This is a genomic window from Ruegeria sp. CF2 (assembly GCF_056537385.1).
The window spans coordinates 269291-291256 of sequence record NZ_JBQFRL010000003.1 but is presented as its reverse complement, the minus strand read 5'-3'; the positions used below and the strand labels follow the sequence as shown (position 1 = coordinate 291256).

At 62.2% G+C, this 21966-nt stretch carries 27 protein-coding genes; 19 read left to right on the top strand and 8 right to left on the bottom strand.

Translation table 11 applies throughout. The features are described 5' to 3' along the window. Positions 1-60: 60 nt before the first annotated feature. From ACR0IR_RS15210 to ACR0IR_RS15195, 4 genes are all read right to left on the bottom strand, one after another. Positions 61-765: a transglycosylase SLT domain-containing protein gene (locus tag ACR0IR_RS15210; RefSeq protein ID WP_170365589.1), complete on the bottom strand. Its 705-nt coding sequence runs from the start codon at positions 763-765 to the stop codon at positions 61-63. A 72-nt stretch (positions 766-837) separates the two neighbouring features. Further along, positions 838-1266 (bottom strand): Lrp/AsnC family transcriptional regulator, encoded by a 429-nt coding sequence (locus tag ACR0IR_RS15205; RefSeq protein WP_093963783.1) that lies wholly within the window; start codon positions 1264-1266, stop codon positions 838-840. A 56-nt stretch (positions 1267-1322) separates the two neighbouring features. Beyond that, positions 1323-2642 carry an MFS transporter gene (locus tag ACR0IR_RS15200; protein WP_170365588.1) on the bottom strand — a complete coding sequence of 440 codons (1320 nt, stop codon included), beginning with the start codon at positions 2640-2642 and terminating at the stop codon, positions 1323-1325. Further along, positions 2642-2896, bottom strand: a complete 255-nt coding sequence (locus ACR0IR_RS15195) for a metal-sensing transcriptional repressor (RefSeq protein WP_170365587.1) — start codon at positions 2894-2896, stop codon at positions 2642-2644. Before ACR0IR_RS15195 ends, ACR0IR_RS15200 begins: the two co-directional genes overlap by 1 nt. Before the next feature lie 131 nt (positions 2897-3027). Here ACR0IR_RS15195 and ACR0IR_RS15190 point away from each other — a divergent pair, with 131 nt between their 5' ends. The 7 genes from ACR0IR_RS15190 (at position 3028) to ptsN (ending at position 7809) form a co-directional block, all read left to right on the top strand. Continuing rightward, a complete protein-coding gene (locus ACR0IR_RS15190) occupies positions 3028-3642 on the top strand; it encodes a ribonuclease D (RefSeq protein ID WP_093963642.1) in 615 nt (204 codons plus the stop codon). After that, positions 3639-4607, top strand: coding sequence for a KpsF/GutQ family sugar-phosphate isomerase (locus ACR0IR_RS15185; RefSeq protein WP_170365585.1), 969 nt, complete (start codon positions 3639-3641; stop codon positions 4605-4607). Before ACR0IR_RS15190 ends, ACR0IR_RS15185 begins: the two co-directional genes overlap by 4 nt. Before the next feature lie 12 nt (positions 4608-4619). After that, a complete protein-coding gene (lptC, locus tag ACR0IR_RS15180) occupies positions 4620-5219 on the top strand; it encodes an LPS export ABC transporter periplasmic protein LptC (protein ID WP_170365584.1) in 600 nt (199 codons plus the stop codon). Positions 5220-5222: 3 nt separating this feature from the next. Further along, positions 5223-5714 carry an LptA/OstA family protein gene (locus ACR0IR_RS15175; protein WP_170343140.1) on the top strand — a complete coding sequence of 164 codons (492 nt, stop codon included), beginning with the start codon at positions 5223-5225 and terminating at the stop codon, positions 5712-5714. Then, entirely contained in the window at positions 5714-6472 is a 759-nt protein-coding gene (lptB, locus tag ACR0IR_RS15170; protein WP_093963638.1) for an LPS export ABC transporter ATP-binding protein, read from the top strand. The genes ACR0IR_RS15175 and lptB overlap by 1 nt, the downstream gene beginning before the upstream one ends. A 252-nt stretch (positions 6473-6724) precedes the next feature. Then, positions 6725-7288, top strand: coding sequence for a ribosome hibernation-promoting factor, HPF/YfiA family (hpf, locus tag ACR0IR_RS15165; RefSeq protein WP_170342438.1), 564 nt, complete (start codon positions 6725-6727; stop codon positions 7286-7288). A 56-nt stretch (positions 7289-7344) separates the two neighbouring features. Further along, on the top strand, positions 7345-7809 hold the full coding sequence (gene ptsN, locus ACR0IR_RS15160) for a PTS IIA-like nitrogen regulatory protein PtsN (protein ID WP_170343139.1): 465 nt from the start codon (positions 7345-7347) through the stop codon (positions 7807-7809). A 60-nt stretch (positions 7810-7869) separates the two neighbouring features. On the opposite strand, the gene dalA is transcribed toward ptsN, so the two are convergent. Next, positions 7870-8388, bottom strand: coding sequence for a divisome-associated lipoprotein DalA (gene dalA / locus ACR0IR_RS15155; protein WP_093963636.1), 519 nt, complete (start codon positions 8386-8388; stop codon positions 7870-7872). A gap of 169 nt (positions 8389-8557) precedes the next feature. On the opposite strand from dalA, the gene ACR0IR_RS15150 reads away from it, so the two are divergent. Beyond that, the gene (locus tag ACR0IR_RS15150; RefSeq protein ID WP_170365582.1) at positions 8558-9157 is read left to right on the top strand and encodes a L,D-transpeptidase; all 600 of its coding nucleotides are present in this window, start codon (positions 8558-8560) and stop codon (positions 9155-9157) included. Positions 9158-9295: 138 nt separating this feature from the next. After that, the gene (locus ACR0IR_RS15145) at positions 9296-9478 is read left to right on the top strand and encodes a hypothetical protein (RefSeq protein ID WP_005979327.1); all 183 of its coding nucleotides are present in this window, start codon (positions 9296-9298) and stop codon (positions 9476-9478) included. A 74-nt stretch (positions 9479-9552) separates the two neighbouring features. Here ACR0IR_RS15145 and hemH read toward each other — a convergent pair whose 3' ends face one another. Then, a complete protein-coding gene (hemH, locus tag ACR0IR_RS15140) occupies positions 9553-10602 on the bottom strand; it encodes a ferrochelatase (protein WP_170343137.1) in 1050 nt (349 codons plus the stop codon). Positions 10603-10657: 55 nt separating this feature from the next. Continuing rightward, positions 10658-11488, bottom strand: a complete 831-nt coding sequence (locus ACR0IR_RS15135) for a methyltransferase domain-containing protein (RefSeq protein WP_170365581.1) — start codon at positions 11486-11488, stop codon at positions 10658-10660. 40 nt (positions 11489-11528) lie between these two features. Between ACR0IR_RS15135 and ACR0IR_RS15130 the strand changes: the two genes are divergently transcribed. The 4 genes from ACR0IR_RS15130 to ACR0IR_RS15115 are packed head-to-tail and all read left to right on the top strand — an operon-like array spanning position 11529 to position 13813. Beyond that, the gene (locus ACR0IR_RS15130) at positions 11529-12233 is read left to right on the top strand and encodes a double zinc ribbon domain-containing protein (RefSeq protein WP_367647703.1); all 705 of its coding nucleotides are present in this window, start codon (positions 11529-11531) and stop codon (positions 12231-12233) included. Positions 12234-12270: 37 nt separating this feature from the next. Continuing rightward, positions 12271-12528, top strand: a complete 258-nt coding sequence (gene grxC / locus ACR0IR_RS15125) for a glutaredoxin 3 (RefSeq protein ID WP_170365577.1) — start codon at positions 12271-12273, stop codon at positions 12526-12528. Next, the gene (locus tag ACR0IR_RS15120) at positions 12528-13358 is read left to right on the top strand and encodes a carbon-nitrogen hydrolase family protein (protein WP_170365575.1); all 831 of its coding nucleotides are present in this window, start codon (positions 12528-12530) and stop codon (positions 13356-13358) included. The genes grxC and ACR0IR_RS15120 overlap by 1 nt, the downstream gene beginning before the upstream one ends. Positions 13359-13372: 14 nt before the next feature. Then, positions 13373-13813, top strand: coding sequence for a MarR family winged helix-turn-helix transcriptional regulator (locus ACR0IR_RS15115; protein ID WP_170343133.1), 441 nt, complete (start codon positions 13373-13375; stop codon positions 13811-13813). Positions 13814-13816: 3 nt separating this feature from the next. Here the strand turns inward: ACR0IR_RS15115 and ubiG are convergent, their stop codons facing one another. Then, positions 13817-14563: a bifunctional 2-polyprenyl-6-hydroxyphenol methylase/3-demethylubiquinol 3-O-methyltransferase UbiG gene (gene ubiG, locus ACR0IR_RS15110; protein ID WP_170365573.1), complete on the bottom strand. Its 747-nt coding sequence runs from the start codon at positions 14561-14563 to the stop codon at positions 13817-13819. Between the two features lie 48 nt (positions 14564-14611). On the opposite strand from ubiG, the gene pip reads away from it, so the two are divergent. The 6 genes from pip to infB all read left to right on the top strand — a co-directional run bounded on the left by pip (position 14612) and on the right by infB (position 21934). Then, positions 14612-15589, top strand: a complete 978-nt coding sequence (gene pip / locus ACR0IR_RS15105) for a prolyl aminopeptidase (RefSeq protein WP_480779134.1) — start codon at positions 14612-14614, stop codon at positions 15587-15589. Then, the gene (locus ACR0IR_RS15100; protein ID WP_170365569.1) at positions 15586-16407 is read left to right on the top strand and encodes an ABC transporter substrate-binding protein; all 822 of its coding nucleotides are present in this window, start codon (positions 15586-15588) and stop codon (positions 16405-16407) included. Before pip ends, ACR0IR_RS15100 begins: the two co-directional genes overlap by 4 nt. Positions 16408-16589: 182 nt before the next feature. Continuing rightward, positions 16590-17180: a ribosome maturation factor RimP gene (gene rimP, locus ACR0IR_RS15095; protein WP_170342422.1), complete on the top strand. Its 591-nt coding sequence runs from the start codon at positions 16590-16592 to the stop codon at positions 17178-17180. Further along, a complete protein-coding gene (gene nusA / locus ACR0IR_RS15090; RefSeq protein WP_093963624.1) occupies positions 17180-18799 on the top strand; it encodes a transcription termination factor NusA in 1620 nt (539 codons plus the stop codon). Before rimP ends, nusA begins: the two co-directional genes overlap by 1 nt. A gap of 22 nt (positions 18800-18821) precedes the next feature. Then, a complete protein-coding gene (locus tag ACR0IR_RS15085; protein ID WP_170343128.1) occupies positions 18822-19445 on the top strand; it encodes an RNA-binding protein in 624 nt (207 codons plus the stop codon). 8 nt (positions 19446-19453) lie between these two features. Continuing rightward, the gene (gene infB, locus ACR0IR_RS15080) at positions 19454-21934 is read left to right on the top strand and encodes a translation initiation factor IF-2 (protein WP_170359920.1); all 2481 of its coding nucleotides are present in this window, start codon (positions 19454-19456) and stop codon (positions 21932-21934) included. The last annotated feature ends 32 nt before the right edge of the window (positions 21935-21966 follow it).

The window sequence follows — 21966 nt, the reverse complement described above, 5'->3', positions numbered from 1 at the left end:
GGCCAACGTCAGTAGAACGGTGGGTGAAAACAGGGATCGGGCGTCAAGCTTTGGCACGCGTCACTCCTGATCGAACGCGATGAACGCAGCAGCAGCGGCGGAGGAGGGAACCAATGAGCCCAAGCGGCCCGTCCCGGTTCGGCCACGACCGGGCGGGATCAAAGGCGCGGCCGCCCGGGAAAAAGGATCGCGGCCCGGGTGTCCCGGTTGCGCCAGCCGCACGCCGTCGAGATTGGCGAGGATGGTTTCAAACCGGTCCGTATAAGCCTGTGCGAGGTCCGGCGTGCGCGAGTGATAGGCACCAACCGCATGCCCCCACGAACCATGTTCGGCATGGAGCGTCTTCAGGAACTGCGCGGCGTAGGCTGCGTTCTGATCCGGATCAAACATAGCGTCTATGGACCGGAAAGCTTTGCCATGCCAGCGGTAGTTGATCTGGAAGCAGCCTATATCAAAACTGCGCGCACCCGCTTTGAACACGTCGAAGACAAAGGCCTTGGCCTCGGTCTCGGTGGCGAACCAGTACCCTTTGCCCTCGACATTGACGGTCCAGGGCCAGGGTGTCAGGCGGCCCTTCATCGTGCGCCCGGTCTCGGTTCGGGTAACGGCCAACAGGATATCCTGCGGCACACCTTCGGCTATTGCCGCCCGACGCGCGGCCCGGTCGCAGACGTCAATCGCGTGGCCATCCGACCATGCTAGGGCGGCAGGCGCGGCGGCGGTTAGCCAAACGGCGATCGAGATGAAAAACTTGAGCTCTGGCATTCTGCCGGTCCGGGGATTCTTGTGTCCGGGCCAAGCTAGCCAGTTTTGGGTTTACAGAGGGTTATCGGGACCTCAGCCCCGATCGATGCGGCGGCCGAACACCACGCTGGTGTTGGTCCGCAGCACTCCCGGGATCGCCGCTAGCTCATCAACCAGAATGTCCAGATCCTCGATCCGCGGCGCTTCGGCGGACAGCAATAGATCGAATTCTCCATTGATCGACAGGCACAGCTTGACCTCTGGATAGGCTTCGAGCCGCTTGATGATGCGGGCGGTTTCTTTCTGCTGTACCTCCAGCAGGACAACGACCTGGACCTTGGGCGTGTCCTCGGCCTGACGCAGGATCACTGAATATCCGGCGATCACACCGTTTCTCTCCATCCGGCTGATACGTTCATGCACCGTAGTCCGCGCCACCCCGAGCGTTGCCGCGATATGGGTGGTCGAGGCGCGCGCGTTGTGTTGCAGCGCGGCAATGATGCGGCGATCAAGCTGGTCCATCGATGCTCCGTGTTCCGAAGGGATGGTTCGGGTGTATGCCAGTTTGGCGCCTGCGCTCAAGGCCGATGCGGGTAACGGGGGTGAAGGTCGTCGATGATGATCGGGTGGGCGTGCTCTGCCGATCCCGACAGGTGCGGATGGTCGATCGGCAGGTCCGGATGCTGGTGGATGACCGCTCCCGGCTCGGCGCGAGGCCATGCCAACAGAGCTCCGACCAGACCGCACAGCGACAAAACGGTCAACAAAGCCATTGCTACGGTCGCACCGAACGCTGTCATGACCCATCCGGCCAGCGGGTAGAGAACCAACCAGCAGGCATGCGACAGGGTGAACTGGGCGGCGAATACGGCCGGGCGGTCTTCGGCATGGGCCGAACGGGTCAGCAGGCGCCCCGATGGGGTTAGGGTCGCCGAGTATCCGAAGCCGACCAGTGCCCAGATTGCGGACAGCCCGGCAAGGCTCATGGGTACAGCTGCAGACAGGATCGCAGCAATCGCCATGGCCGCGGTGGCAATCGTCGCACCCGTCAGCATCACTTTGCGGTCCTCGAACCGCCGCAATACCGCCGGCAAGGCAAATGCCGCCAGCATTGACCCACCGCCGAATCCGGCCAGCGCGATGGCCACGGCACTATCGGACAGCCCCAGGCTTGCACGCACGATGACGACGGTATTGACCAAGACCATCGCGCTGAGTGCTGCGGCGCTCCAGCTCAAAGCCAGCAATCCCCGCAGGCGTGGTGTGGCCAGATAGATCCGCAGACCGCGGGTCGTGCGGTCGAAGATCCCGCGCGGCCGGACGGGCGTGGGTGAGGGAAGGGCAACCGACATGACCAACAAGGCCGAGGCGACAAAGCCGAGGCTTGTCCCCAGAAACAGGCTGTCGAAGCTGACGAAGATAAGCAGGAACGCGGCCAGCATCGGGCTCACCAGACTTTCCAGATCATAGGCCAGGCGCGACAGCGACAGCGCCTTGGTATAATCCTGCTGGTCGGTCAGAACGTCTGGTATCGTGGCCTGAAACGCCGGGGTGAACCCGGCTGAGGCAGATTGCAGAACGAAAATCAGAACGTAGACCTGCCAGATGTCGGTCACGAACGGCAGGCACAGCGCCACTGCGGCGCGGATGAGGTCCAGCGTCACAAGCAGTTTTCGCCGGTTTAGCCGTTCCGCAATGGCCGCCGCCACCGGTGCGACCGTAACATAGGCAACCATCTTTATCGTCAGTGCCGTACCCAGAACCAGGGCCGCAGAGCTTCCGGCCAGATCGTAGGCCAGAAGCCCCAGGGCCACCGTGGCAAGACCGGTGCCCGTCAAGGCCACGATTTGCGCCGCAAGCAGGTGACGATAGACCCGGTTTTGCAGAACGCTCAGCATCACAGGTACTTGGTGATGGTCTTGAAGGCGTCGACCGAGTCGGCGTCGCCCGAAGCCAGGCAATGGTCGACATGATCATGGATCAGTGTCCGCTTGGCATTCGTGATCGCCTTTTCCACGGCGAAAAGCTGCTGAGCGATGTCCGGACAGGGCTCCTGGTCGTCCAGCATGGCGATGACCTTGGCCAGATGCCCATGTGCGCGTTTCAGGCGCGCGATGATCTGCGGGTGTGTTGAATGCTTGTGAGGGTTCATGCATTAACCATATCCCCCCATGGGGATGCATCAAGCCTGCCTGAGATCAATCGCGGCATCGGTCCGGATGGCGTTGAGTTTGCAGGCCAAACACCCTATTTCGGGGACGATACCGAACGAAGGAAGCACGTGTGGCGAACCATCTGTACAAGAACGACCTGCCCGATGGGCTGGATCTGGGCCCGATCGTGGCCATTGATTGCGAGACCATGGGTCTCAACCCGCACCGGGATCGCCTGTGCGTGATTCAGATGTCCGGGGGTGACGGCGATTGCCATATCGTGCAGGTCGAAAAGGGGCAAACCTCGGCGCCGAACCTGAGTGCCATGCTGGAAAACCCGGATGTGCTGAAGCTGTTTCATTTCGGGCGGTTCGACATTGCCGCGATGTATCATGCCTTCGGGGCGTTGGCCGCCCCGGTGTATTGCACCAAGATCGCCAGCCGCCTTGTGCGCACCTATACCGATCGTCATGGACTCAAGAACCTGTGTCAGGAGTTGCTGGGCGTCGATATCTCGAAACAGCAACAGATGAGCGACTGGGGTGCCGAGACTCTGACCGAGGCCCAACTGGATTATGCGGCCTCCGACGTCCTGTATCTGCACCGTCTGCGTGATGCCTTGAACGCGCGGCTGGAGCGCGAAGGGCGCACCGAGATGGCGCAGGCCTGTTTTGACTTCCTGCCGATGCGTGCCAGACTGGATCTGGCCGGATGGCCTGAAACGGATATTTTTGCGCACTCATGACAGACAATGAATCCTTTCTGAAGGTTGCCCGTCAGGTAATCACCGACGAAGCCCGGGCGTTGGATGTTTTGGCCGACAGCCTTGACGACCGATTTGCCGAAGCCGTTCAGCTGATCCTGCAGGCCACAGGGCGGATCATCATCAGCGGCATCGGTAAGTCTGGACACATCGGCCACAAGATCGCCGCAACCCTGGCCAGCACCGGCACGCCGGCCTATTTCGTTCATCCGGCCGAGGCCAGTCACGGCGATCTGGGGATGGTGTCGAAAGGAGACGTGGTTCTGGCGATCTCAAATTCGGGCGAAGCACCGGAACTGGCCAATCTACTGGCCTTCACTCGCCGGTTCGGCATTCCGTTGATCGGCCTGTCCAGCAAGCCCGAAAGCTCGTTGATGAAACAGGCGGACGTTCATTTGCTGATCCCCTCTCTTGGCGAGGCCTGCGGTTATGGGATGGTGCCGTCGATTTCGACCACGCTGACACTGGCCATGGGTGATGCGCTGGCGATTGCACTGATGAAATATCGTGACTTCAAGCCAGAAGATTTCCGCGCCTTCCATCCGGGCGGCAAACTGGGCGCGCAGCTGAGCGCCGTACGCGATCTGATGCACAGTGGTCATGCGGTGCCGCTGGTTTCTGCCGATACACCGATGAGCGACGCGTTGATCGAGATCAGCCAGAAAGGCTTTGGCGTGGTCGGGGTGACGGACGCGGATGGCAAACTTGCCGGTATCATCACCGACGGCGACCTGCGGCGCCACATGGAGGGGCTGCTGGACAATACAGCCGCACAGGTCATGACCCGCAATCCGACCACGATCGCACCGGAGTCGCTGGCCGAAGAAGCCGTGGCGATCATGAACGCGCGCAAGATCACCTCGTTGTTCGTGGTCGACCCCGAACAGCCGGGATTGGCGCAGGGCCTTCTGCATATTCACGATTGCCTGCGCGTCGGGCTGGGCTGACAGGAGGCGCAGGTGGACCGCTATTCCCGAATGGTGCAGTTCCTGAAGGTTCTGTTGCCGCTGGCGGCGATCCTGCTGCTGTCCACGGTATTCCTGCTGTCGCGCAGCATCCAAACCAACGTCTCGGGTCCGTTCACCCAGCAGGATATCGACGAACGGCTTGAGGGGCAGCTTGTAACCCGCCCGAACTATCGGGGGACCACCCGCAAGGGCGAAGATGTCCAGGTCGAGGCGGTTCGGGCCAGCCAGGGAACTGCCGACAGCGATCCAAGAGCAACCGAATTCCGTGGCCGGTTCGGCCTGCTGAACGGTGGGGTGATCACGCTGGACTCCAACTCGGGGTCGATCCGACCGGACAAGGCGACGGCCACCTTCACGGGGGACGTGGTGATCACCACCACGGACGGTATCCGGGTGACGACAGACCTGTTGAATACTTCTTTGGACGAGATCCGGGGCGATACGCCAGGTCAGGTGCAGGGAACGGGACCAATCGGCAATTTCTCGGCCGGGCGTATGACATTCGGCGCTGAAAAAGACGGTGGACCGGTCCATATTCTTTTTACAGATGGCGTTAAGCTGTTATATGAGCCGAAAAAAGCCGAAAGATAGACTGTGTTTGATTTTCGTTTCGTCCTCGTTTGTTTCGCCCTGGCCGTGGGTTCGGTGCCAGCGTCCGCGCAGGAAGCGCAGGTGGCCTTTGGGTCGGTGAAGGCCGATCCCAGTCTGCCGGTCGAAGTGACATCCGAGACACTGAACGTCAATCAAGAGGACGGTTCGGCCGAGTTTCTTGGCAACGTCATTGTCGTGCAGGGCGAAATGCGCTTGTCCGCCGGTCGCGTGCTGGTGATCTACAACCAGGATCGGTCGGGGATCGAACGCATGGAGGCGTCGGAAAACGTCGTGCTTGTCAGCCCGCCGGATGCCGCCGAGGGGGACTGGGCGGAATACACCATCGACTCGGGTGTGATCGTGATGAAGGGCAACGTTTTGCTGACGCAGGGGCCCAGCACGATCAGCGGCGACCAGATGATTGCGAACCTGACCAGCGGAACCGCGACCATGTCGGGGCGGGTCAAGACGATCCTTCAGCAGGGCGGCAATTGATGGCGGGCCCGCAACTGTCCGTTGCCGAAGGGTCTCAGGGTCTGAAGATTCAGAAACTGCGCAAATCCTATCGCAAAAAGACCGTGATCCGGGACGTGTCGATGACGCTGGACCGGTCCGAGGTCGTGGCGTTGCTAGGGCCGAACGGCTCGGGCAAGACGACCACGTTCTATTCCGTTGCCGGGCTGGTGTTCCCCGAGGCCGGAACGGTCACTTTGGACGGTCAGAATGTGACCACGCTGCCGATGTATCGCCGGGCGCGCATGGGCATCGGGTATCTGCCGCAGGAAATGTCGATCTTTCGCGGCTTGAGCGTCGAGGACAATATCTCGGCCGTGCTCGACATTGCGGTGAAGCATGTGCACCGCCGCAAGGAACGTCTGGAAGAGCTGCTCTCGGATTTTTCGATCGAGCATTTGCGGCGGGCGCCTGCCCTTGCATTGTCGGGCGGTGAGCGCCGTCGCGTCGAGATAGCCCGCTGTCTGGCCGCCGACCCCAAGTACCTGCTGCTGGACGAGCCATTTGCCGGCGTCGACCCGATCAGCGTGGGCGATATCCGGCATCTGGTGGCGGATCTGAAAAAGCGTGGAATCGGCGTACTGATCACCGACCACAACGTGCGGGAAACGCTGGAAATTGTGGACCGCGCCTATATCCTGCACGACGGGCAGGTGCTGATGTCCGGATCGCCCGACGAGGTGGTGGAAAACGAAAATGTCCGCCGCGTGTATTTGGGTGAAAACTTCAAGATTTCATAGGCTTAGCTGTGATTGCGCCAGGCGCATGACAGAATTCGCGTATATACACTCCTGTTTTGATTGACTCTTCTGCCGCCTCTTGGCTCAATTGGGACATGGCATTTTCGCGGTTCCAGACTGGATCTCGATCTCCCTTCTCCGAAGGGCCCTACCGAGGACAACCGCGAAACATGTCTCTACCCCCCACCCGATAAAAACAAGCATGTCACCTGACGTGACGTCATAATGGGTGTGAATTGTGAAGGAGATCACATGCGTTACCAAATCAGCGGCAAACAGATCGACATTGGTGCAGCCTTGCAGACACACGTGCAGGACGCATTGGGCGAGGTCGTGAGCAAATATGCTCAGCGACCGACGGATGCCAACGTCGTCTTTTCCCGTTCAGCGCATGAGTATGTGTGCGAAACCACCATACATATGTCCACGGGCCTGACAGCCCAGGCCAAGGCACATGCAACCGAAATCTATGCAGCATTCGAGGCGTGCTGCGAAAAGATGGAGAAACAGCTGCGTCGCTACAAGCGTCGCCTCAAGGACCACCATCGTGAACGGGCTCAGCCGGTTGAACTCTTCGGAGCGTCATCTTATATCCTCGCCTCGAACGAATCGGACGTGGCCGACGAACCCGACTCATTGCAGCCCATCATCGTGGCTGAGATGGAAACCAAGATCCCATCGTTGAGTGTCGGCGAAGCTGTCATGCAAATGGAATTGGCCGGCGCCCCGGTGCTGGTGTTCAGGAATGAAAACAAGGACGGATTGAACGTCGTGTATCGCCGAGATGACGGCAATATCGGCTGGATCGATCCGTAACAGGCAAGAATTGGGCGGGGCCCCCGGATTCTGGGGGCGTCGCCGTGGAGCAAAACATGGATTTGTCGAGCATACTGAAGCCCGAAGCGGTGCGCGTGCTATCTGCAGCGTCCAGCAAAAAACGGTTGTTTCAGGAAATCGGTGACGTCGCTGCGGGCGCACTCGGACTTGATCCGCAGACCATCGTAGACTGCCTGCTGGAGCGGGAAAGCCTTGGGCCGACCGGCGTTGGCCATGGTGTTGCCCTGCCACACGCCCGTTTGTCCGAGATCGACTCGGTTGCCGGCGTGTTCGTCATGCTGGAAAAGCCCATCGACTTCGGATCGGTCGACCGTCAGCCCGTGGATCTGGCCTTTGCGCTGTTCGCCCCGGAAGACGCCGGTGTCGAGCACCTCAAGGCCTTGGCGCTGGTATCGCGCACGCTGCGCGACGGCGCGGTCTGCTCGAAGCTTCGGGCCAACCCGGATCCGGTCAAGCTGTATGCGATCCTGACCACAGCCCAGTCCATGCAAGCTGCCTGAGACCTGTTAGAAAGAAAAAAGCCCCCGGTTTTCGGGGGCTTTTTTCGTCTGGGGCCATGCTTAACCGCCGGTTCCCATCTCGAGCGTCCACCAGATCTTCCCGCCGTTTTCCTGGTGCCATGCAAACCCCATCTGGGTTGCTTGCGGGTCCATGATCACCGATCGCGGACCCGGTTCCTGCATCCACGCGGCCAGGGTTTCGGTTTCGGTCTCGTAGGTCTCGGAAATCGCTTCACCCAGGAAACGCCCCGCATAACCGGCACGGGCCACCCGGTCGAGCGGCGAAGATCCGTCCGAGCCGAAATGCCAGGGCCGGTTCTGCCGCGACATGTCCTTGGCGTGCGTCGCCGCCGCTGCGTTCAACTGCGCGTTCAACTGCACCGACTGCAGTCCCGACGCCTGCCGCAGGGCGTTTACGGAATCAAGCATGCGGAACTGCAGTTTTTCGGGATTTCCCCGGATCTTGTAGGCTTTGGGCAGCGGGCGCCCATCCGCACCAAGGGTTGAAGTGCCGCTCACGTCGGTACATGCCGCCAGCGCGACAAGGCAAATCAAGAGCAGGGAAAATATGCGCGTCATGATGAGTCCGGTTTGCTTGTTTCCAATTGGCAATACCCTGCCAGCGGCCCATGAGCAAAGGCTCAAATGCACGAACCCGCATGATTCTGCCGGTTTGATTTGCGACTGAAGCATTCTGGCAATAACATAGAGCGGATTCTTGCACATCTTTCGCAGAGGACCTGTCACCATGGTCAAGAAACGCGTTTTCTCTTCGTCCCGCCGCGGATTCCTCGCAGGCGCATCGTCTTTGCTCGCCAGCCCGGCGATCGCCCAATACATCCCGGGCGACCCACTGCGCCCTGCACCCGAGCCTGAACCGGCCGTTCGCCGCAACGTGTCGGGGTTCAAGGCGCAGCAGTGGCAGCCCTACTTCTCGAACACCCGGAACGGGGCGATTCTGGTCGACACCGTTTCCCGCGCTTTGCACTACTGGTCGGAAGACCAAACCGTCTACAAGCTGTACCCGTCGTCGGTTCCGCTGACCGAAGAACTGACCCGCCGCGGTCGCACAAGTGTCATCCGCAAGGTCGAAGGGCCCAGCTGGTCGCCGACGCCGTCGATGAAGAAAAGAAACCCGGAATGGCCGGATTACATCCCTCCGGGGCCCGATAACCCGCTGGGAACGCACGCGTTGTATCTCAGCTGGAAGTATTACCGGATCCACGGAACCCACGATACGCGGAAAATCGGCCGCCGGTCGTCGAACGGGTGCATCGGGTTGTTCAACGAGAACATCGCAGAGCTGTACGCCATGGCGAAGGTCGGGACGCAAGTGTTGCTAATTTGACGACATTTTCGCGCGCCAACCCGCTTGCACTGCAAGTTGCAATTGCATTCGTTCTGCTTTGCTGATTAGAAAAAACCACGAGGTAAGTCTTAGGTGTGTGGTTCCGCAATTGGGATCGCGCAAACTCTGGAGGTTAATATGAAGAAACTTGTACTCGCTGCTGCACTGACCGCTGCTGCTTCGACCGCATATGCTGGCAACCTGGAAGAGCCGGTTGTTGAGGCACCTGTTGTCGTCGAAGAAACCCAGGGCTCGTCGCAGGGCATCATCCTGCCGCTGATCCTGCTGGTCGTTGTTGCCGCAGCTGTTGCCGCAGGCTAAGTCCAACGGACTACGACAAAAAAGAAAGGCGGTGGATTTCCACCGCCTTTTTTCGTGCTTGTTTCCGGGCCGGTTCAGTCCAGCCAGCCTTTGAGGTTGTCCTCGACAACCTTGCCCAAGGCCGCGATATGCGCGTCCTCGTCGTTGAGGCAGGGAATGTAGGTAAAGCTTTCGCCGCCGGCGTGCTCAAAGCTTTCGCGGATCTCTTCGTTGATCTCTTCCAGCGTTTCAATGCAGTCCGACGAAAATGCCGGGGCGATGACGGCTATGTTCTTTTTGCCCTGCCGAGCCAGTTCCGCGACATGGTCGACAGTGTAGGGCTTCAGCCATTCCTCGGGGCCGAATCGCGATTGGAAAGTGGTCACCAGCTGGTCATCCGCCCAGCCCAGCCGCTCTTTCAGCAGGCGTGACGTCTTGGCGCACTGGCAGTGGTACGGATCACCCTGCATCAGATAGCGTTCCGGCATGCCGTGATAGGAGCACACCAAAACGTCCGGCTTGGTCTCCATCGCTGCATAGGCCGTCTCGACCGACTGCGCGAGGGCGTCGATATAGGCCGGCTCGTCGAAATAGGCGGGCACCGTGCGGCTGGCGGGCTGCCAGGCCTCGTCCATCAGTGCGCGAAAGAACTGGTCGTTCGCGGTGGCGGTCGTAGCGCCGGCATATTGCGGATAGAGCGGGAAGAACAGGATGCGATCGCAGCCCTCGGCCACCATCTGGCGGACCTTCGACTTGGTCGAGGGGTTTCCGTAACGCATGCAGAAATCCACCATGACCTTGTCGCCATACCGGTCCTGCATCGCCGCACGCATCTTGCCGGTCTGGTCCTTGGTGATGGTCATCAGCGGGCTTTCGCCCTTGTCGTGGTTCCAGATCGACTTGTACGCAGCGCCCGAGCTGAAGGGACGTTTGGTCAGGATGATGGCCTGCAGGATCGGCTGCCATTTCCAGGCCGGATAGTCGATCACCCGCCGGTCGGACAGGAACTCGTTCAGATAGCGGCGCATCGGCCAATAGCTGTAGTCGTCCGGGGTGCCGAGATTGGCCAGAAGAACGCCGACGCGGCCCATCTTCACTTTTGGGTGGTCTGCCGGAGCGTGTTCCGGGCGGGTGGCATCGAACATGGTGAGCTTCCTGAATTCTGGTTTAGAGGCTGAAATAATCGGTTCGGTCAGCGGGTCAATCGGACAGTTTGCCTTCTTTCGTGCCAAGGGCGTCGGCCAGTCTCATCTGGGCCGAGCCAGGGCGCAACGGCTTGGGCTGGCTGGCATCCGGCGCCCAGCCCGTCAGGCAGATCAGCTCGAACGTGGCACTCAGCCGGCCTTCGGGAGATGTGAAATGCGCGGCGTAAATCTCTTGGGCCCGGGAAAAGACCGCGCGGCGCGACGGGTGTTTCAACCGCTGGGTCATGGCGTTGGTTTCACCCATCGCGCGCAGGTCCCGCATCAGGTGCCACAGGTCGCGATACGTCGCCGTCAGGGGCACTTTGTCCGCAACAGGCAATGCAAAACCCGCACGCTGCAGCAGCGCGCCAAGATCTCGCAACTCGGCCATCGGCGCGACACGGGGGCTGAGACCGCCGGTTACCTCGACCTCGGCCTGACCCAGCGCGGCCCGCAATTCGTGCAGGGTTTCACCGCCCAGACACACCACCAACAACAACCCGTCCGGCTGCAGCGCGCGGACACATTGGATCAGCTGTCCCACCGGATCGTTGGCCCAATGCAGGGCCATCGCATGGACCACCAGATCATGCGCAGCGGGTTTGAGGTCCAGCACGTCGGCATCGGCCACGACCCGGGCGCCCGGCAGGACCGGCGCCCAAATCTCGGGGTAGGGGGCTACGATCGCTGGCGCAGTAAAGGATTTGTTAACCATGGAAAGGCGATCCTGCACCTCGTCCATGGCGGCGTGGTGCAGAAAAAGGGCTTCGTCGCTGATCCGCGCGCGGTGTGCCGCAAGCGCTTTGCGATCGAACAGCGAGGGTGCATTGGGTGCTGGCAAATCCATAAGCCGCAATTATCGCATATGGCAGCGGATTCAAACCGCGATCGAGGTCGTGTATCCGCCACGCTGCATCGGCTGCGGCGAGATGGCGGCCTCGGATTTCGGCCTGTGCGGGCCGTGCTGGCGCGAGACCCCGTTCATCGGCGGGACGGTCTGCCACAGTTGCGGTGCGCCCGTGCCTGGCAGCGATGATGGTCACCGAATCGACTGCGACGATTGCTTGCGCCGCCCTCAACCGTGGGCCGAGGGGCGCGCGGCATTGCTGTATCAGGGACGGGCGCGGTCACTGGTTCTGGCCCTGAAGCACGGGGATCGTTCCGAACTGGCAAAACCTGCGGCGCGTTGGATGGCGCAGGCCGGTGGTACGCTATTTCGACCGGATACGGTGATCGCACCGGTGCCGCTGCATTGGTCGCGGCTGCTGAAGCGCCGATACAACCAGTCCGCGCTTTTGTCGCTCCAACTGGGAAAGGAGGCGGGCCTGCCGGTCTGTCCGGATCTGTTGATACGCAAGCGGCGCACCCCTCCGCTGGAAGGGAAAACGGCGGCCGAGCGTGCGGATACGCTGCGCGATGCGATCGCCGTGTATCCGCGCCGGGCAGACCGCCTGAAGGGACGCCATGTGCTGCTGGTCGATGACGTGATGACATCGGGTGCAACCCTGGCGGCCTGCACCCATGCCTGCCGAGAGGCCGGTGCGGCTCATATTTCCGTGTTGGTACTGGCGCGCGTTGCCAAGGATGCCTAATTCCCCCTAGATTGCGCGAAATCCAAGGGAACGGACCATGAAACCGGTTGTCATCTATACATCGCCGCTGTGCGGCTTTTGCCACGCGGCCAAACGGCTGTTGAATCAGAAAGGCGTCGCCTATGAGGAGATCGACGTTTTGATGAACCCCAAACGCAAGCCCGAGATGATCCAGCGGGCGGGCGGACGGCGTACGGTGCCGCAGATCTTCATCGGTGACACACATGTCGGTGGCTGCGACGACCTGTACGAACTCGAACAGGACGGCAAGCTGGACCCGCTGTTGGCCGCCTGATGAGAACCGCCCTGCTGCAGATCACCTCGTCGGACGACCCGACCGCGAACCTGGACATGGTGCGCGCCATGATGGCCGAAGCCGCGGGCAAGGGCGCGGGGTTCATCCTGACGCCCGAGGTCACCAACTGCGTCTCGACCAGCGGAACGCGCCAACGCGAGGTGCTGCAGCACGAGGAAGACGACATTACCCTGGCGGGCCTGCGCGAACAGGCGGCGGAATTGGGCGTGTGGCTGCTGATCGGATCGCTGGGGCTGAAGACTCATGACGCCGACGGGCGGTTCGCCAACCGGTCCTTCATGATCGACCCGCAGGGCGGGATCGTGGCGCGCTATGACAAGATCCACATGTTCGACGTGCAGGTCACCGAGACCGAGACCTTTCGCGAATCGGCCAGCTATCGCCCCGGGTCGCGGGCGGTGATTGCCGAGACCGCCTTCGGCAAGGTCGGCATGACCATCTGCTATGACATCCGGTTCCCGCATCTGCACGCCGCGTTGGCACAGGACGGGGCCACGATCCTGACGGTTCCGGCGGCGTTCTCTCCGGTGACCGGCGCGGCCCATTGGGAGCCGCTGCTGCGTGCCCGCGCCATCGAGACCGGCTGTTGGGTCATTGCCCCCGCTCAGACCGGGGAACACCCCAAGACCCGGGGCAAGACGCGCCATACCCACGGGCACAGCATGGTCGTGTCGCCCTGGGGCGAGGTGCTGATCGACGCAGGCACTCAGACCGGCATTCACTTTTTTGATCTGGATGATAGGTCTGTTAGAGAGGCACGGCGGCGCGTGCCGTCCCTGACACATGTTCGCCCGTTCGACGGGCCCTGATCCAGAACCGGGTAATGACTGACGAAACCAACGCCCTGGCGGTCGCGCTGTTTAGCGAGATTCTGACCGCGGACCAATTGCTGCGGAACCGGCTGAGCCGGGTTCTACCCAAGGGCATGGAAATCTCGCATTTCTCGGTGCTGAACCACCTGGTGTTCGTGGGGGGCGAGCGGACGCCTGCCCAACTGGCCAGCACGTTCCACGTGACGCGTGGGGCGATGACCAACACCTTGGCCAAGCTGGAATGGGCCGGATACATCCACATCCGCCCCGATTGGGACGATGCCCGCCGCAAGATGGTGGCGATCAGCCCGGCCGGCCGCCGGGCGCGCGATCAGGCGATCTCGGCCATCGCGCCTCTGATCAACCGGGTCGTGGGCGAGCTGGGCCTTGAGCGTGTGCGCACGACCCTGCCGGTTCTGCGCGACCTGCGCATGAAGCTGGAAGAGGAATAGGCCTCAGCCCGACTTCACGCTGGCGGTGACATAGTTCACGCTCAGATCCCGGTCCGAGATCGACCAGCTCCAGGTGATCGGGTTAAATACGAATCCCTTGCGGTCCACCGGGTCCAGACCGGCCTGGCGCAGCAGGTCGAACAGCTCGTCCGGGGTGATGAACTTGGACCATTCATGCGTGCCGCGCGGCAGCCAGCGCATGACGACCTCTGCCCCGAAAATCGCCATCGCATAGGATTTCGGGTTGCGGTTGATGGTCGAACAGATTTCCAGCCCGCCCGGTTTCAACAGCTGTTGCGTGGCGGTCAGATAGGCCAGCGGGTCGGCCACATGCTCGACTACCTCCATGTTCAGAACCACGTCGAACTGTTCGCCCGCGTCGGCCATCGCCTCGGCGGTGGTGTGGCGATAGTCGATCTGAAGGCCGGATTGCTCGGCATGGATGCGGGCCACGGGCAGGTTGCGCTCGGCCGCGTCGGCGCCTACGACCTCGGCGCCCAGCCGCGCCATCGGCTCGCTCAGCAATCCGCCGCCGCAGCCGATATCCAGAAGGCGCAGGCCCGCGAACGGTTTCGCAGCCGTCAGGTCCCGGTCAAATTCGCCCGCGATCTGCTGTGTGATATAGTCCAGACGGCACGGATTGAGCATGTGCAGAGGTTTGAATTTCCCGTGCGGGTCCCACCATTCGGCGGCCATGGCCTCGAATTTTGCGATCTCGGACGGGTCCACCGTGTTCGGATGCGCTTGCATTCCTGTCTCCGTGTGCTCTTTTACGCTGTAAGACTATATAGGGCCATAATGGACAAGTACCCGGACCAAAAGCGCGCAGTGCAATATCTTTACCCGCCGGTCGATCCGTTCGACCAGCGCGTGGTGGATATGGGCGACGGGCACCGCATCTATGTGGAACAATGCGGCAATCCCGACGGGATTCCCGTGGTGGTTCTGCATGGCGGCCCCGGCGGCGGCTGCAGCCCGGCCATGCGGCGCTATTTCGACCCCGAGGTCTACCGGGTGATTCTGTTCGACCAGCGCGGCTGCGGCCGGTCGCGGCCCACGGCCTCGGTCGAGAACAACACGACCTGGCACCTGGTGGCCGATATCGAGCGTCTGCGGAAACTGTTCGAGATTGACGACTGGATCGTGTTCGGCGGCAGCTGGGGCGCCACGCTGGCGCTGATCTATGCCCAAACCCATCCCGACCGGGTGACCCGTCTGGTTCTGCGCGGCGTGTTTCTGGCCACGCAGGCAGAGCTCGACTGGTTCTATGGCGGCGGGGCCGGCAAGTTCTGGCCCGAGCAATGGGCGCGTTTCACCTCGCTGCTGCGCGACTCGGAACTGTCCGACACCATTGGCGCCTACAACAAGCGGCTGTTTTCGGGCGATCGCGCGACCGAGATCCTGTACGCCCGCGCCTGGTCGCACTGGGAAAACGCGCTGGCCTCGATCCACACGAACGGGGCCGTCGGTGAAAGCCCCGACGAATATGCGCGCACCTTCGCGCGGCTCGAGAATCACTATTTCATCAACAAAGCGTTTCTGGAGTATGACGGCCAGATTCTGGATCAGATGGACCGGATCGCGCATATTCCCGGCCATATCGTGCAGGGCCGTTACGACATGATCTGCCCCCCGCAGGCGGCCTGGAACCTGGCTGAGAAATGGCCCGAGGCCGAGCTGAAGATGGTGCGGCAGGCCGGTCACGCCCTGTCGGAACCGGGGATCAGCGCCGAACTGGTGCGCATCATGGACCGAACCGCGCAGGAGGTGGCATGACCCGCATCGACCGCCGTGCCCTGTTCACCTCGGGTGCCGCTGCAGCTCTGCTGGCCGCGACGGGGGCCTCGCTGGCGGATACACCGAAATCGGGCGGCGTGCTGCGCATCGCCGTGCCGCGCGACGACAGCCTGGACCGGCTGGCTCGGGGTGCGGTGTTCGACACCCTGACCGAGATCGCGCCGGACGGCACTCTGCGCGGCGAGCTTGCGACCGCATGGCAGACCGATTCCGAGGCCCGGGTCTGGACCTTCGACCTGCGTGCGGATGCGGTATTTCACGATGGCGCGGCGCTAACGGCTGGGGATGTTCTGGCGGTCCTGTCCGAAGTCGGGCGCACCGAAGCCCTGGCGCCGGAACGCATCCGGATTGAACTGGCCGAGGCCAACCCCGGCCTGCCTTTCCTGCTGGCCGATACCCGGTTCGTCATTACCCGCGACGGGCAAAGCGTTTCGCCGCTGCAGCAGGCGAACGGCACCGGGTGTTACCGGGTTGAACGGGCCGAAGACGGGCGCCATTTCCGCGGCCGCCGGATCGCGGGCCACTACAAGGATGGCCAGGCCGGCTGGCTGGAGGCAGTCGACATCATCGTGATCCCCGACCCGGCCGTGCGCGCCGAGGCGCTGCGTGACCGCTACGTGGACGTGTCGGTGCTGCCGGCGGCGAAAGGGCTGCGCGGCCTGGGTGGCGTGCGGTTCTTCCCCAACGAATCAGAGATGTCGCTGGCAATCTCGGGCACCGTGGGTCTGCCACGCCGGATCGGGAGAGGCGCGCCGTTGGATGATGGGCGCATCGCGGAACGCTGGTGGATGGCCTGAGACCGGCCTGAAAACCGACGCGGATTGCCCGTTGGTTGACGGCAGGGGTTGCAGACTCGGGGCGTCCTGCGTATATGCAGTTGCAACAGCGGCGCGTCGGACTTCTGGTCTGAGGCTCCACCGGAAAGTTCGACGGGCCGCGCGCCCGTTTTTTTGTGCCCGATTGAAGGGTAGAGCACCATATGACAAACGACCTGATAGCCAAGGCGGCGATCGACCGACGACTGGCCGAGATCATCACTCCGGTGATCGAGGATCTGGGATATGAGTTGGTCCGCATCCGCCTGATGAGCGGCAAGCAGACCACGCTGCAGATCATGGCCGACAAGCCCGATGGCGGCATCGAGGTGGATGATTGCGCCGAGATCTCGAACGCGGTCAGCGCCACGCTGGACGTCGAGGACCCGATCCTTGACGCCTATACGCTGGAAGTGTCCAGCCCTGGCATCGACCGCCCGCTTACGCGGCTGAAGGATTTCGAGATGTTCGAGGGCTACGAGGCCAAGCTGGAAACCACCGAACTGATCGACGGCCGCCGCCGCTTCAAGGGGGAACTGGCCGGTGTCGAAGGGGATGAGGTTCTGATCAACATCCCCAACGGCGAAGAGACCGTGACCATCGGTCTGCAATTCGACTGGCTGAGCGATGCCAAGCTGGTCCTGACCGATGACCTGATCAAGGAAATGCTGCGCCAGCGCAAGGATGCCGGCGCCCTGAACGAAAACGCTTTCGACGAGATTGAGACCGAAGGGTCCGAAGAGGAGACGAACTGATGGCAATCACCTCAGCAAACCAGCTTGAGCTGTTGCAGACCGCCGAGGCCGTGGCCCGCGAAAAGATGATCGACCCCGGTCTGGTCGTCGAAGCGATGGAGGAATCGCTCGCGCGTGCCGCCAAGAGCCGCTACGGCGCGGAAATGGACATCCGCGTGTCCATCGACCGCAAGACCGGCAAGGCGACCTTTACCCGGGTCCGCACCGTTGTCGCGGATGACGAGCTTGAGAACTATCAGGCCGAGATGACCGTCGAGCAGGCCAAGCAATACATGGAATCGCCCGAGATCGGTGATGTCTTCGTGGAAGAGGTCCCGCCGGTGGAAATGGGTCGGATCGCGGCTCAGTCGGCCAAGCAGGTGATCCTGCAGAAGGTTCGTGAGGCCGAGCGTGACCGCCAGTACGAAGACTTCAAGGATCGTGTCGGCACCATCATCAACGGCGCCGTCAAGCGCGAGGAATTCGGCAACGTGATCGTCGACCTGGGCGGGGCCGAGGCTGTTCTGCGCCGCAACGACAAGATCGGCCGCGAAAGCTATCGCCCCAATGACCGGGTGCGCGCCTACATCAAGGAAGTGCGCCGAGAAACGCGTGGTCACCAGATCTTCCTGTCGCGCACGGCGCCCGAGTTCATGGCCGAGCTGTTCAAGATGGAAGTGCCGGAAATCTATGACGGCATCATCGAGGTCAAGGCCGTGGCCCGTGATCCCGGTTCGCGTGCCAAGATCGCGGTCATCTCGTATGACAACTCGATCGACCCTGTCGGCGCCTGCGTTGGTATGCGCGGCAGCCGCGTGCAGGCCGTCGTGAACGAGCTGCAGGGCGAAAAGATCGACATCATCCCGTGGAATGAAGACCAGCCGACCTTCCTGGTGAACGCGCTGCAGCCCGCCGAGGTTTCCAAGGTGGTTCTGGACGAAGAGGCCGGCAAGATCGAAGTCGTCGTGCCCGAGGAACAGCTGTCTCTGGCGATCGGTCGTCGTGGTCAGAACGTGCGTCTGGCCAGCCAGCTGACCGGTCTGGATATCGACATCATGACCGAGGCCGAAGAATCGGCGCGCCGTCAGAAGGAGTTCGAAGCCCGCACGCAGCTGTTCATGGACAGCCTGGACCTGGACGAATTCTTTGCCCAGCTGCTGGTTTCGGAAGGGTTCACCAACCTGGAAGAAGTGGCCTATGTCGAGCTGGACGAACTGCTGGTCATCGATGGCGTCGACGAAGGCACCGCAAACGAGCTGCAGGCCCGTGCGCGCGAATTCCTTGAGGCACAGGCCAAGGCGGCGCTGGACAGCGCCCGCAGCCTGGGTGCTGAGGACAGCCTTATTGAATTTGAGGGCCTGACACCCCAAATGGTTGAGGCGCTTGCCAAGGACGGCGTCAAGACGCTGGAAGACTTTGCAACCTGCGCTGACTGGGAACTGGCCGGAGGCTGGACGACGGTTGATGGCCAGCGAGTCAAGGATGACGGCATTCTCGAACCCTTTGGCGTGACGCTGGAAGAGGCGCAGGATCTGGTGATGACCGCCCGGGTCATGTTGGGCTGGGTTGACCCCGCCGATCTGGAGCAGCCCGAGGCAGACGTCGAGGACGAAGCAGCAGACGAGGAGGCCGAGGCCTGATTCCAGGCCTCGGGTGGCACACATGGGTCGCGGTGGCGTCCATAAGGAACGGTCCGAAGGGCCAGAGCGGAAATGCATCGCCACGGGCGAGGTGCAGCCTCGGTACGGGCTGATCCGCTTTGTAACCGGCCCGGATGGGCAGGTTTTCCCGGATGTCGCGTCCAAGTTGCCGGGTCGGGGCGTTTATGTCTCGGCGGATCGCAAGGCGCTGGACACGGCCGTCGGCAAGAAGCTGTTTGCACGCGGGTTCAAGGCGCAGGTGACTGTACCGCAGGACCTTGTGGACGAGGTGGAGCGTCAATTGTCGCGCCGCGTGATCGAATTGATCAGCCTTGCGCGAAAGTCCGGCGATGCGGTCGCTGGGTATGAAAAGGTCAAGTCCTGGCTTGACCGCGAAGAGGCCTGGGTTCTGATTCAGGCGGTCGATGGTTCCGGGCGCGGCAAGTCCAAGCTGAGCACGCCGCATTTCGGGAAATACATTGGCTGGCTGACCGCAGACGAGCTTGGGGCGGCATTTGGGCGCCAAACGGTGATTCATGCGGCGCTCGCCTCTGGCGGACTCGCCAAACGTGTTGTAGAGGAAGCGCAGCGCCTGCGTGGCTTGCGCGATATGGATGACGGCGGCAAGGGCCGCGCGGAAGGGTAAGAAGCTTTATGAGCGATAGTGACGGCAAAAAGACATTGGGTCTTCGTGGTGGGGCACGCCCCGGGAATGTGAAACAGAGTTTCAGCCACGGACGCACCAAGAATGTCGTGGTGGAAACCAAACGCAAGCGCGTGGTGGTTCCCAAGCCGGGAGCGTCCAAGCCCAGCGGTGGCGCTGCGCCGTCGGGTGATCCTTCGCGCCGGCCGGCCGGGATTTCCGATGCCGAGATGAATCGGCGCCTGAAGGCGTTGCAGGCGGCCAAGGCCCGTGAGGTCGAGGAAGCCGAACGCCGCGAGGCCGAGGAAAAGGCGCGCGCCGAAGAGCGTGAACGCCGCCGCGCCGAACAGGAGGCCAAAGAGCGCGAACAGCGCGAGGCCGAGGAAAAAGCCCGGCAGAAAGCCGAGGAAGAAGAGCGCAAGCAGAAAGAGGCCGAAGAAGCCGCTCAGCGCGCCGCAGCAGAAGCCGCGGCCGCGAAAGAGGCGCCCAAGGCCAAGGCCCCCGCAGCCAGCAAGCCTGCGCCAGCGGAAACACCGCGCAAGGCGGACCGCGAACAGCGTCAGACGCGCGGCAAGGGCCGTGATGATGGCCGCCGTTCGGGCAAGCTGACCCTGAATCAGGCGCTGTCGGGCGGTGAAGGTGGTCGGCAGCGTTCGATGGCATCGATGAAGCGCAAGCAGGAGCGTGCGCGGCAGAAAGCCATGGGCGGCTCGGTCGAACGGGAAAAGGTGATCCGCGAGGTTCAACTGCCCGAGGCGATCGTCGTATCGGAACTGGCCAACCGTATGGCCGAACGCGTCGCCGATGTCGTCAAGTCGCTGATGAACATGGGTATGATGGTCACGCAGAACCAGACCATCGACGCCGACACTGCCGAACTGATCATCGAAGAATTCGGCCACAAGGTCGTGCGGGTTTCGGATGCGGATGTCGAGGATGTCATCTCGGATGTCGAGGACAAGGATGAAGACCTGCAGCCCCGTCCGCCGGTCATTACCATCATGGGTCACGTTGACCACGGCAAGACCTCGCTGTTGGATGCGATCCGCGACGCCAAAGTCGTTGCGGGCGAGGCCGGTGGCATTACCCAGCATATCGGCGCCTATCAGGTGCAGACCAACGACGGCACCACGCTGACCTTCCTGGATACGCCGGGCCACGCGGCCTTTACCTCGATGCGCTCGCGCGGTGCTCAGGTAACGGACATCGTGGTGCTGGTTGTCGCGGCGGATGACGCTGTGATGCCGCAGACGGTCGAGGCAATCAACCACGCCAAGGCCGCCGGTGTTCCGATGATCGTTGCGATCAACAAGGTCGACAAGCCCGAGGCCAACCCGGACAAGGTGCGCACCGACCTGCTTCAGCATGAGGTGATCGTCGAGAAGATGTCCGGCGAGGTTCAGGATGTCGAAGTGTCGGCCATCACCGGCCAGGGTCTGGACGATCTGCTGGAAGCCATCGCGCTGCAGGCCGAGATTCTGGAGCTGAAGGCCAACCCGAACCGTGCCGCGCAAGGTGCCGTGATCGAGGCGCAGCTGGACGTGGGCCGTGGCCCGGTCGCGACCGTTCTGGTCCAGAAAGGTACGCTGCGCCAGGGCGACATCTTCGTCGTGGGTGAGCAGTACGGCAAGGTCCGCGCGCTGATCAACGACAAGGGCGAGCGCGTCCAGGAAGCCGGGCCTTCGGTTCCGGTCGAGGTGCTGGGTCTCAACGGTACGCCCGAGGCCGGTGACGTTCTGAACGTGACCGAGACCGAGGCGCAGGCCCGCGAGATCGCCGAGTACCGCGCCCAGGTTGCCAAGGACAAGCGCGCCGCCGCCGGTGCCGCGACCACGCTGGAACAGCTGATGCAGAAGGCCAAAGAAGACGAGAACGTGGCCGAGCTGCCCATTCTGGTCAAGGCCGACGTGCAGGGTTCGGCCGAGGCCATCGTGCAGGCGATGGAGAAGATCGGCAACGACGAGGTGCGCGTGCGCGTGCTGCACTCGGGCGTCGGCGCCATCACCGAAACCGATATCGGCCTAGCCGAAGCGTCGGGGGCTCCGGTCTTTGGCTTCAACGTGCGGGCCAACGCATCGGCGCGCAACACCGCCAACCAGAAGGGCGTCGAGATCCGCTACTACTCGGTAATCTACGATCTGGTGGATGACGTCAAAGCCGCCGCCTCAGGCTTGCTGAGCGCCGAGATCCGCGAGAAGTTCATCGGCTATGCCGAGATCAAGGAAGTGTTCAAGGTCACCGGCGTCGGCAAGGTTGCCGGCTGTCTGGTAACCGAGGGCGTTGCCCGCCGTTCGGCCGGCGTGCGCCTGCTGCGCGACAACGTGGTGATCCACGAAGGCACGCTGAAGACGCTGAAACGCTTCAAGGACGAAGTCGCCGAGGTTCAGTCGGGTCAGGAATGCGGTATGGCGTTCGAGAACTACGACGATATCCGCCCCGGCGACGTGATCGAGATCTTCGAGCGTGAGGAAGTTACCCGCACGCTGGATTGATCCGGTCGAAATCGAAAGAAACGGCGGTCCCC

Excerpts from the sequence above, each read along its gene's own strand:
- ACR0IR_RS15210 (WP_170365589.1), bottom strand. The coding sequence starts at position 765 with ATGCCAGAGCTCAAGTTTTTCATCTCGATCGCCGTTTGGCTAACCGCC.
- ACR0IR_RS15205 (WP_093963783.1), bottom strand. The coding sequence starts at position 1,266 with ATGGACCAGCTTGATCGCCGCATCATTGCCGCGCTGCAACACAACGCG.
- ACR0IR_RS15200 (WP_170365588.1), bottom strand. The coding sequence starts at position 2,642 with ATGCTGAGCGTTCTGCAAAACCGGGTCTATCGTCACCTGCTTGCGGCG.
- ACR0IR_RS15195 (WP_170365587.1), bottom strand. The coding sequence starts at position 2,896 with ATGAACCCTCACAAGCATTCAACACACCCGCAGATCATCGCGCGCCTG.
- ACR0IR_RS15185 (WP_170365585.1), top strand. The coding sequence starts at position 3,639 with ATGACAGACAATGAATCCTTTCTGAAGGTTGCCCGTCAGGTAATCACC.
- lptB (WP_093963638.1), top strand. The coding sequence starts at position 5,714 with ATGGCGGGCCCGCAACTGTCCGTTGCCGAAGGGTCTCAGGGTCTGAAG.
- hpf (WP_170342438.1), top strand. The coding sequence starts at position 6,725 with ATGCGTTACCAAATCAGCGGCAAACAGATCGACATTGGTGCAGCCTTG.
- ptsN (WP_170343139.1), top strand. The coding sequence starts at position 7,345 with ATGGATTTGTCGAGCATACTGAAGCCCGAAGCGGTGCGCGTGCTATCT.
- dalA (WP_093963636.1), bottom strand. The coding sequence starts at position 8,388 with ATGACGCGCATATTTTCCCTGCTCTTGATTTGCCTTGTCGCGCTGGCG.
- ACR0IR_RS15150 (WP_170365582.1), top strand. The coding sequence starts at position 8,558 with ATGGTCAAGAAACGCGTTTTCTCTTCGTCCCGCCGCGGATTCCTCGCA.
- ACR0IR_RS15145 (WP_005979327.1), top strand. The coding sequence starts at position 9,296 with ATGAAGAAACTTGTACTCGCTGCTGCACTGACCGCTGCTGCTTCGACC.
- hemH (WP_170343137.1), bottom strand. The coding sequence starts at position 10,602 with ATGTTCGATGCCACCCGCCCGGAACACGCTCCGGCAGACCACCCAAAA.
- ACR0IR_RS15135 (WP_170365581.1), bottom strand. The coding sequence starts at position 11,488 with ATGGATTTGCCAGCACCCAATGCACCCTCGCTGTTCGATCGCAAAGCG.
- grxC (WP_170365577.1), top strand. The coding sequence starts at position 12,271 with ATGAAACCGGTTGTCATCTATACATCGCCGCTGTGCGGCTTTTGCCAC.
- ACR0IR_RS15120 (WP_170365575.1), top strand. The coding sequence starts at position 12,528 with ATGAGAACCGCCCTGCTGCAGATCACCTCGTCGGACGACCCGACCGCG.
- ACR0IR_RS15115 (WP_170343133.1), top strand. The coding sequence starts at position 13,373 with ATGACTGACGAAACCAACGCCCTGGCGGTCGCGCTGTTTAGCGAGATT.
- ubiG (WP_170365573.1), bottom strand. The coding sequence starts at position 14,563 with ATGCAAGCGCATCCGAACACGGTGGACCCGTCCGAGATCGCAAAATTC.
- pip (WP_480779134.1), top strand. The coding sequence starts at position 14,612 with ATGGACAAGTACCCGGACCAAAAGCGCGCAGTGCAATATCTTTACCCG.
- ACR0IR_RS15100 (WP_170365569.1), top strand. The coding sequence starts at position 15,586 with ATGACCCGCATCGACCGCCGTGCCCTGTTCACCTCGGGTGCCGCTGCA.
- rimP (WP_170342422.1), top strand. The coding sequence starts at position 16,590 with ATGACAAACGACCTGATAGCCAAGGCGGCGATCGACCGACGACTGGCC.
- nusA (WP_093963624.1), top strand. The coding sequence starts at position 17,180 with ATGGCAATCACCTCAGCAAACCAGCTTGAGCTGTTGCAGACCGCCGAG.
- ACR0IR_RS15085 (WP_170343128.1), top strand. The coding sequence starts at position 18,822 with ATGGGTCGCGGTGGCGTCCATAAGGAACGGTCCGAAGGGCCAGAGCGG.
- infB (WP_170359920.1), top strand. The coding sequence starts at position 19,454 with ATGAGCGATAGTGACGGCAAAAAGACATTGGGTCTTCGTGGTGGGGCA.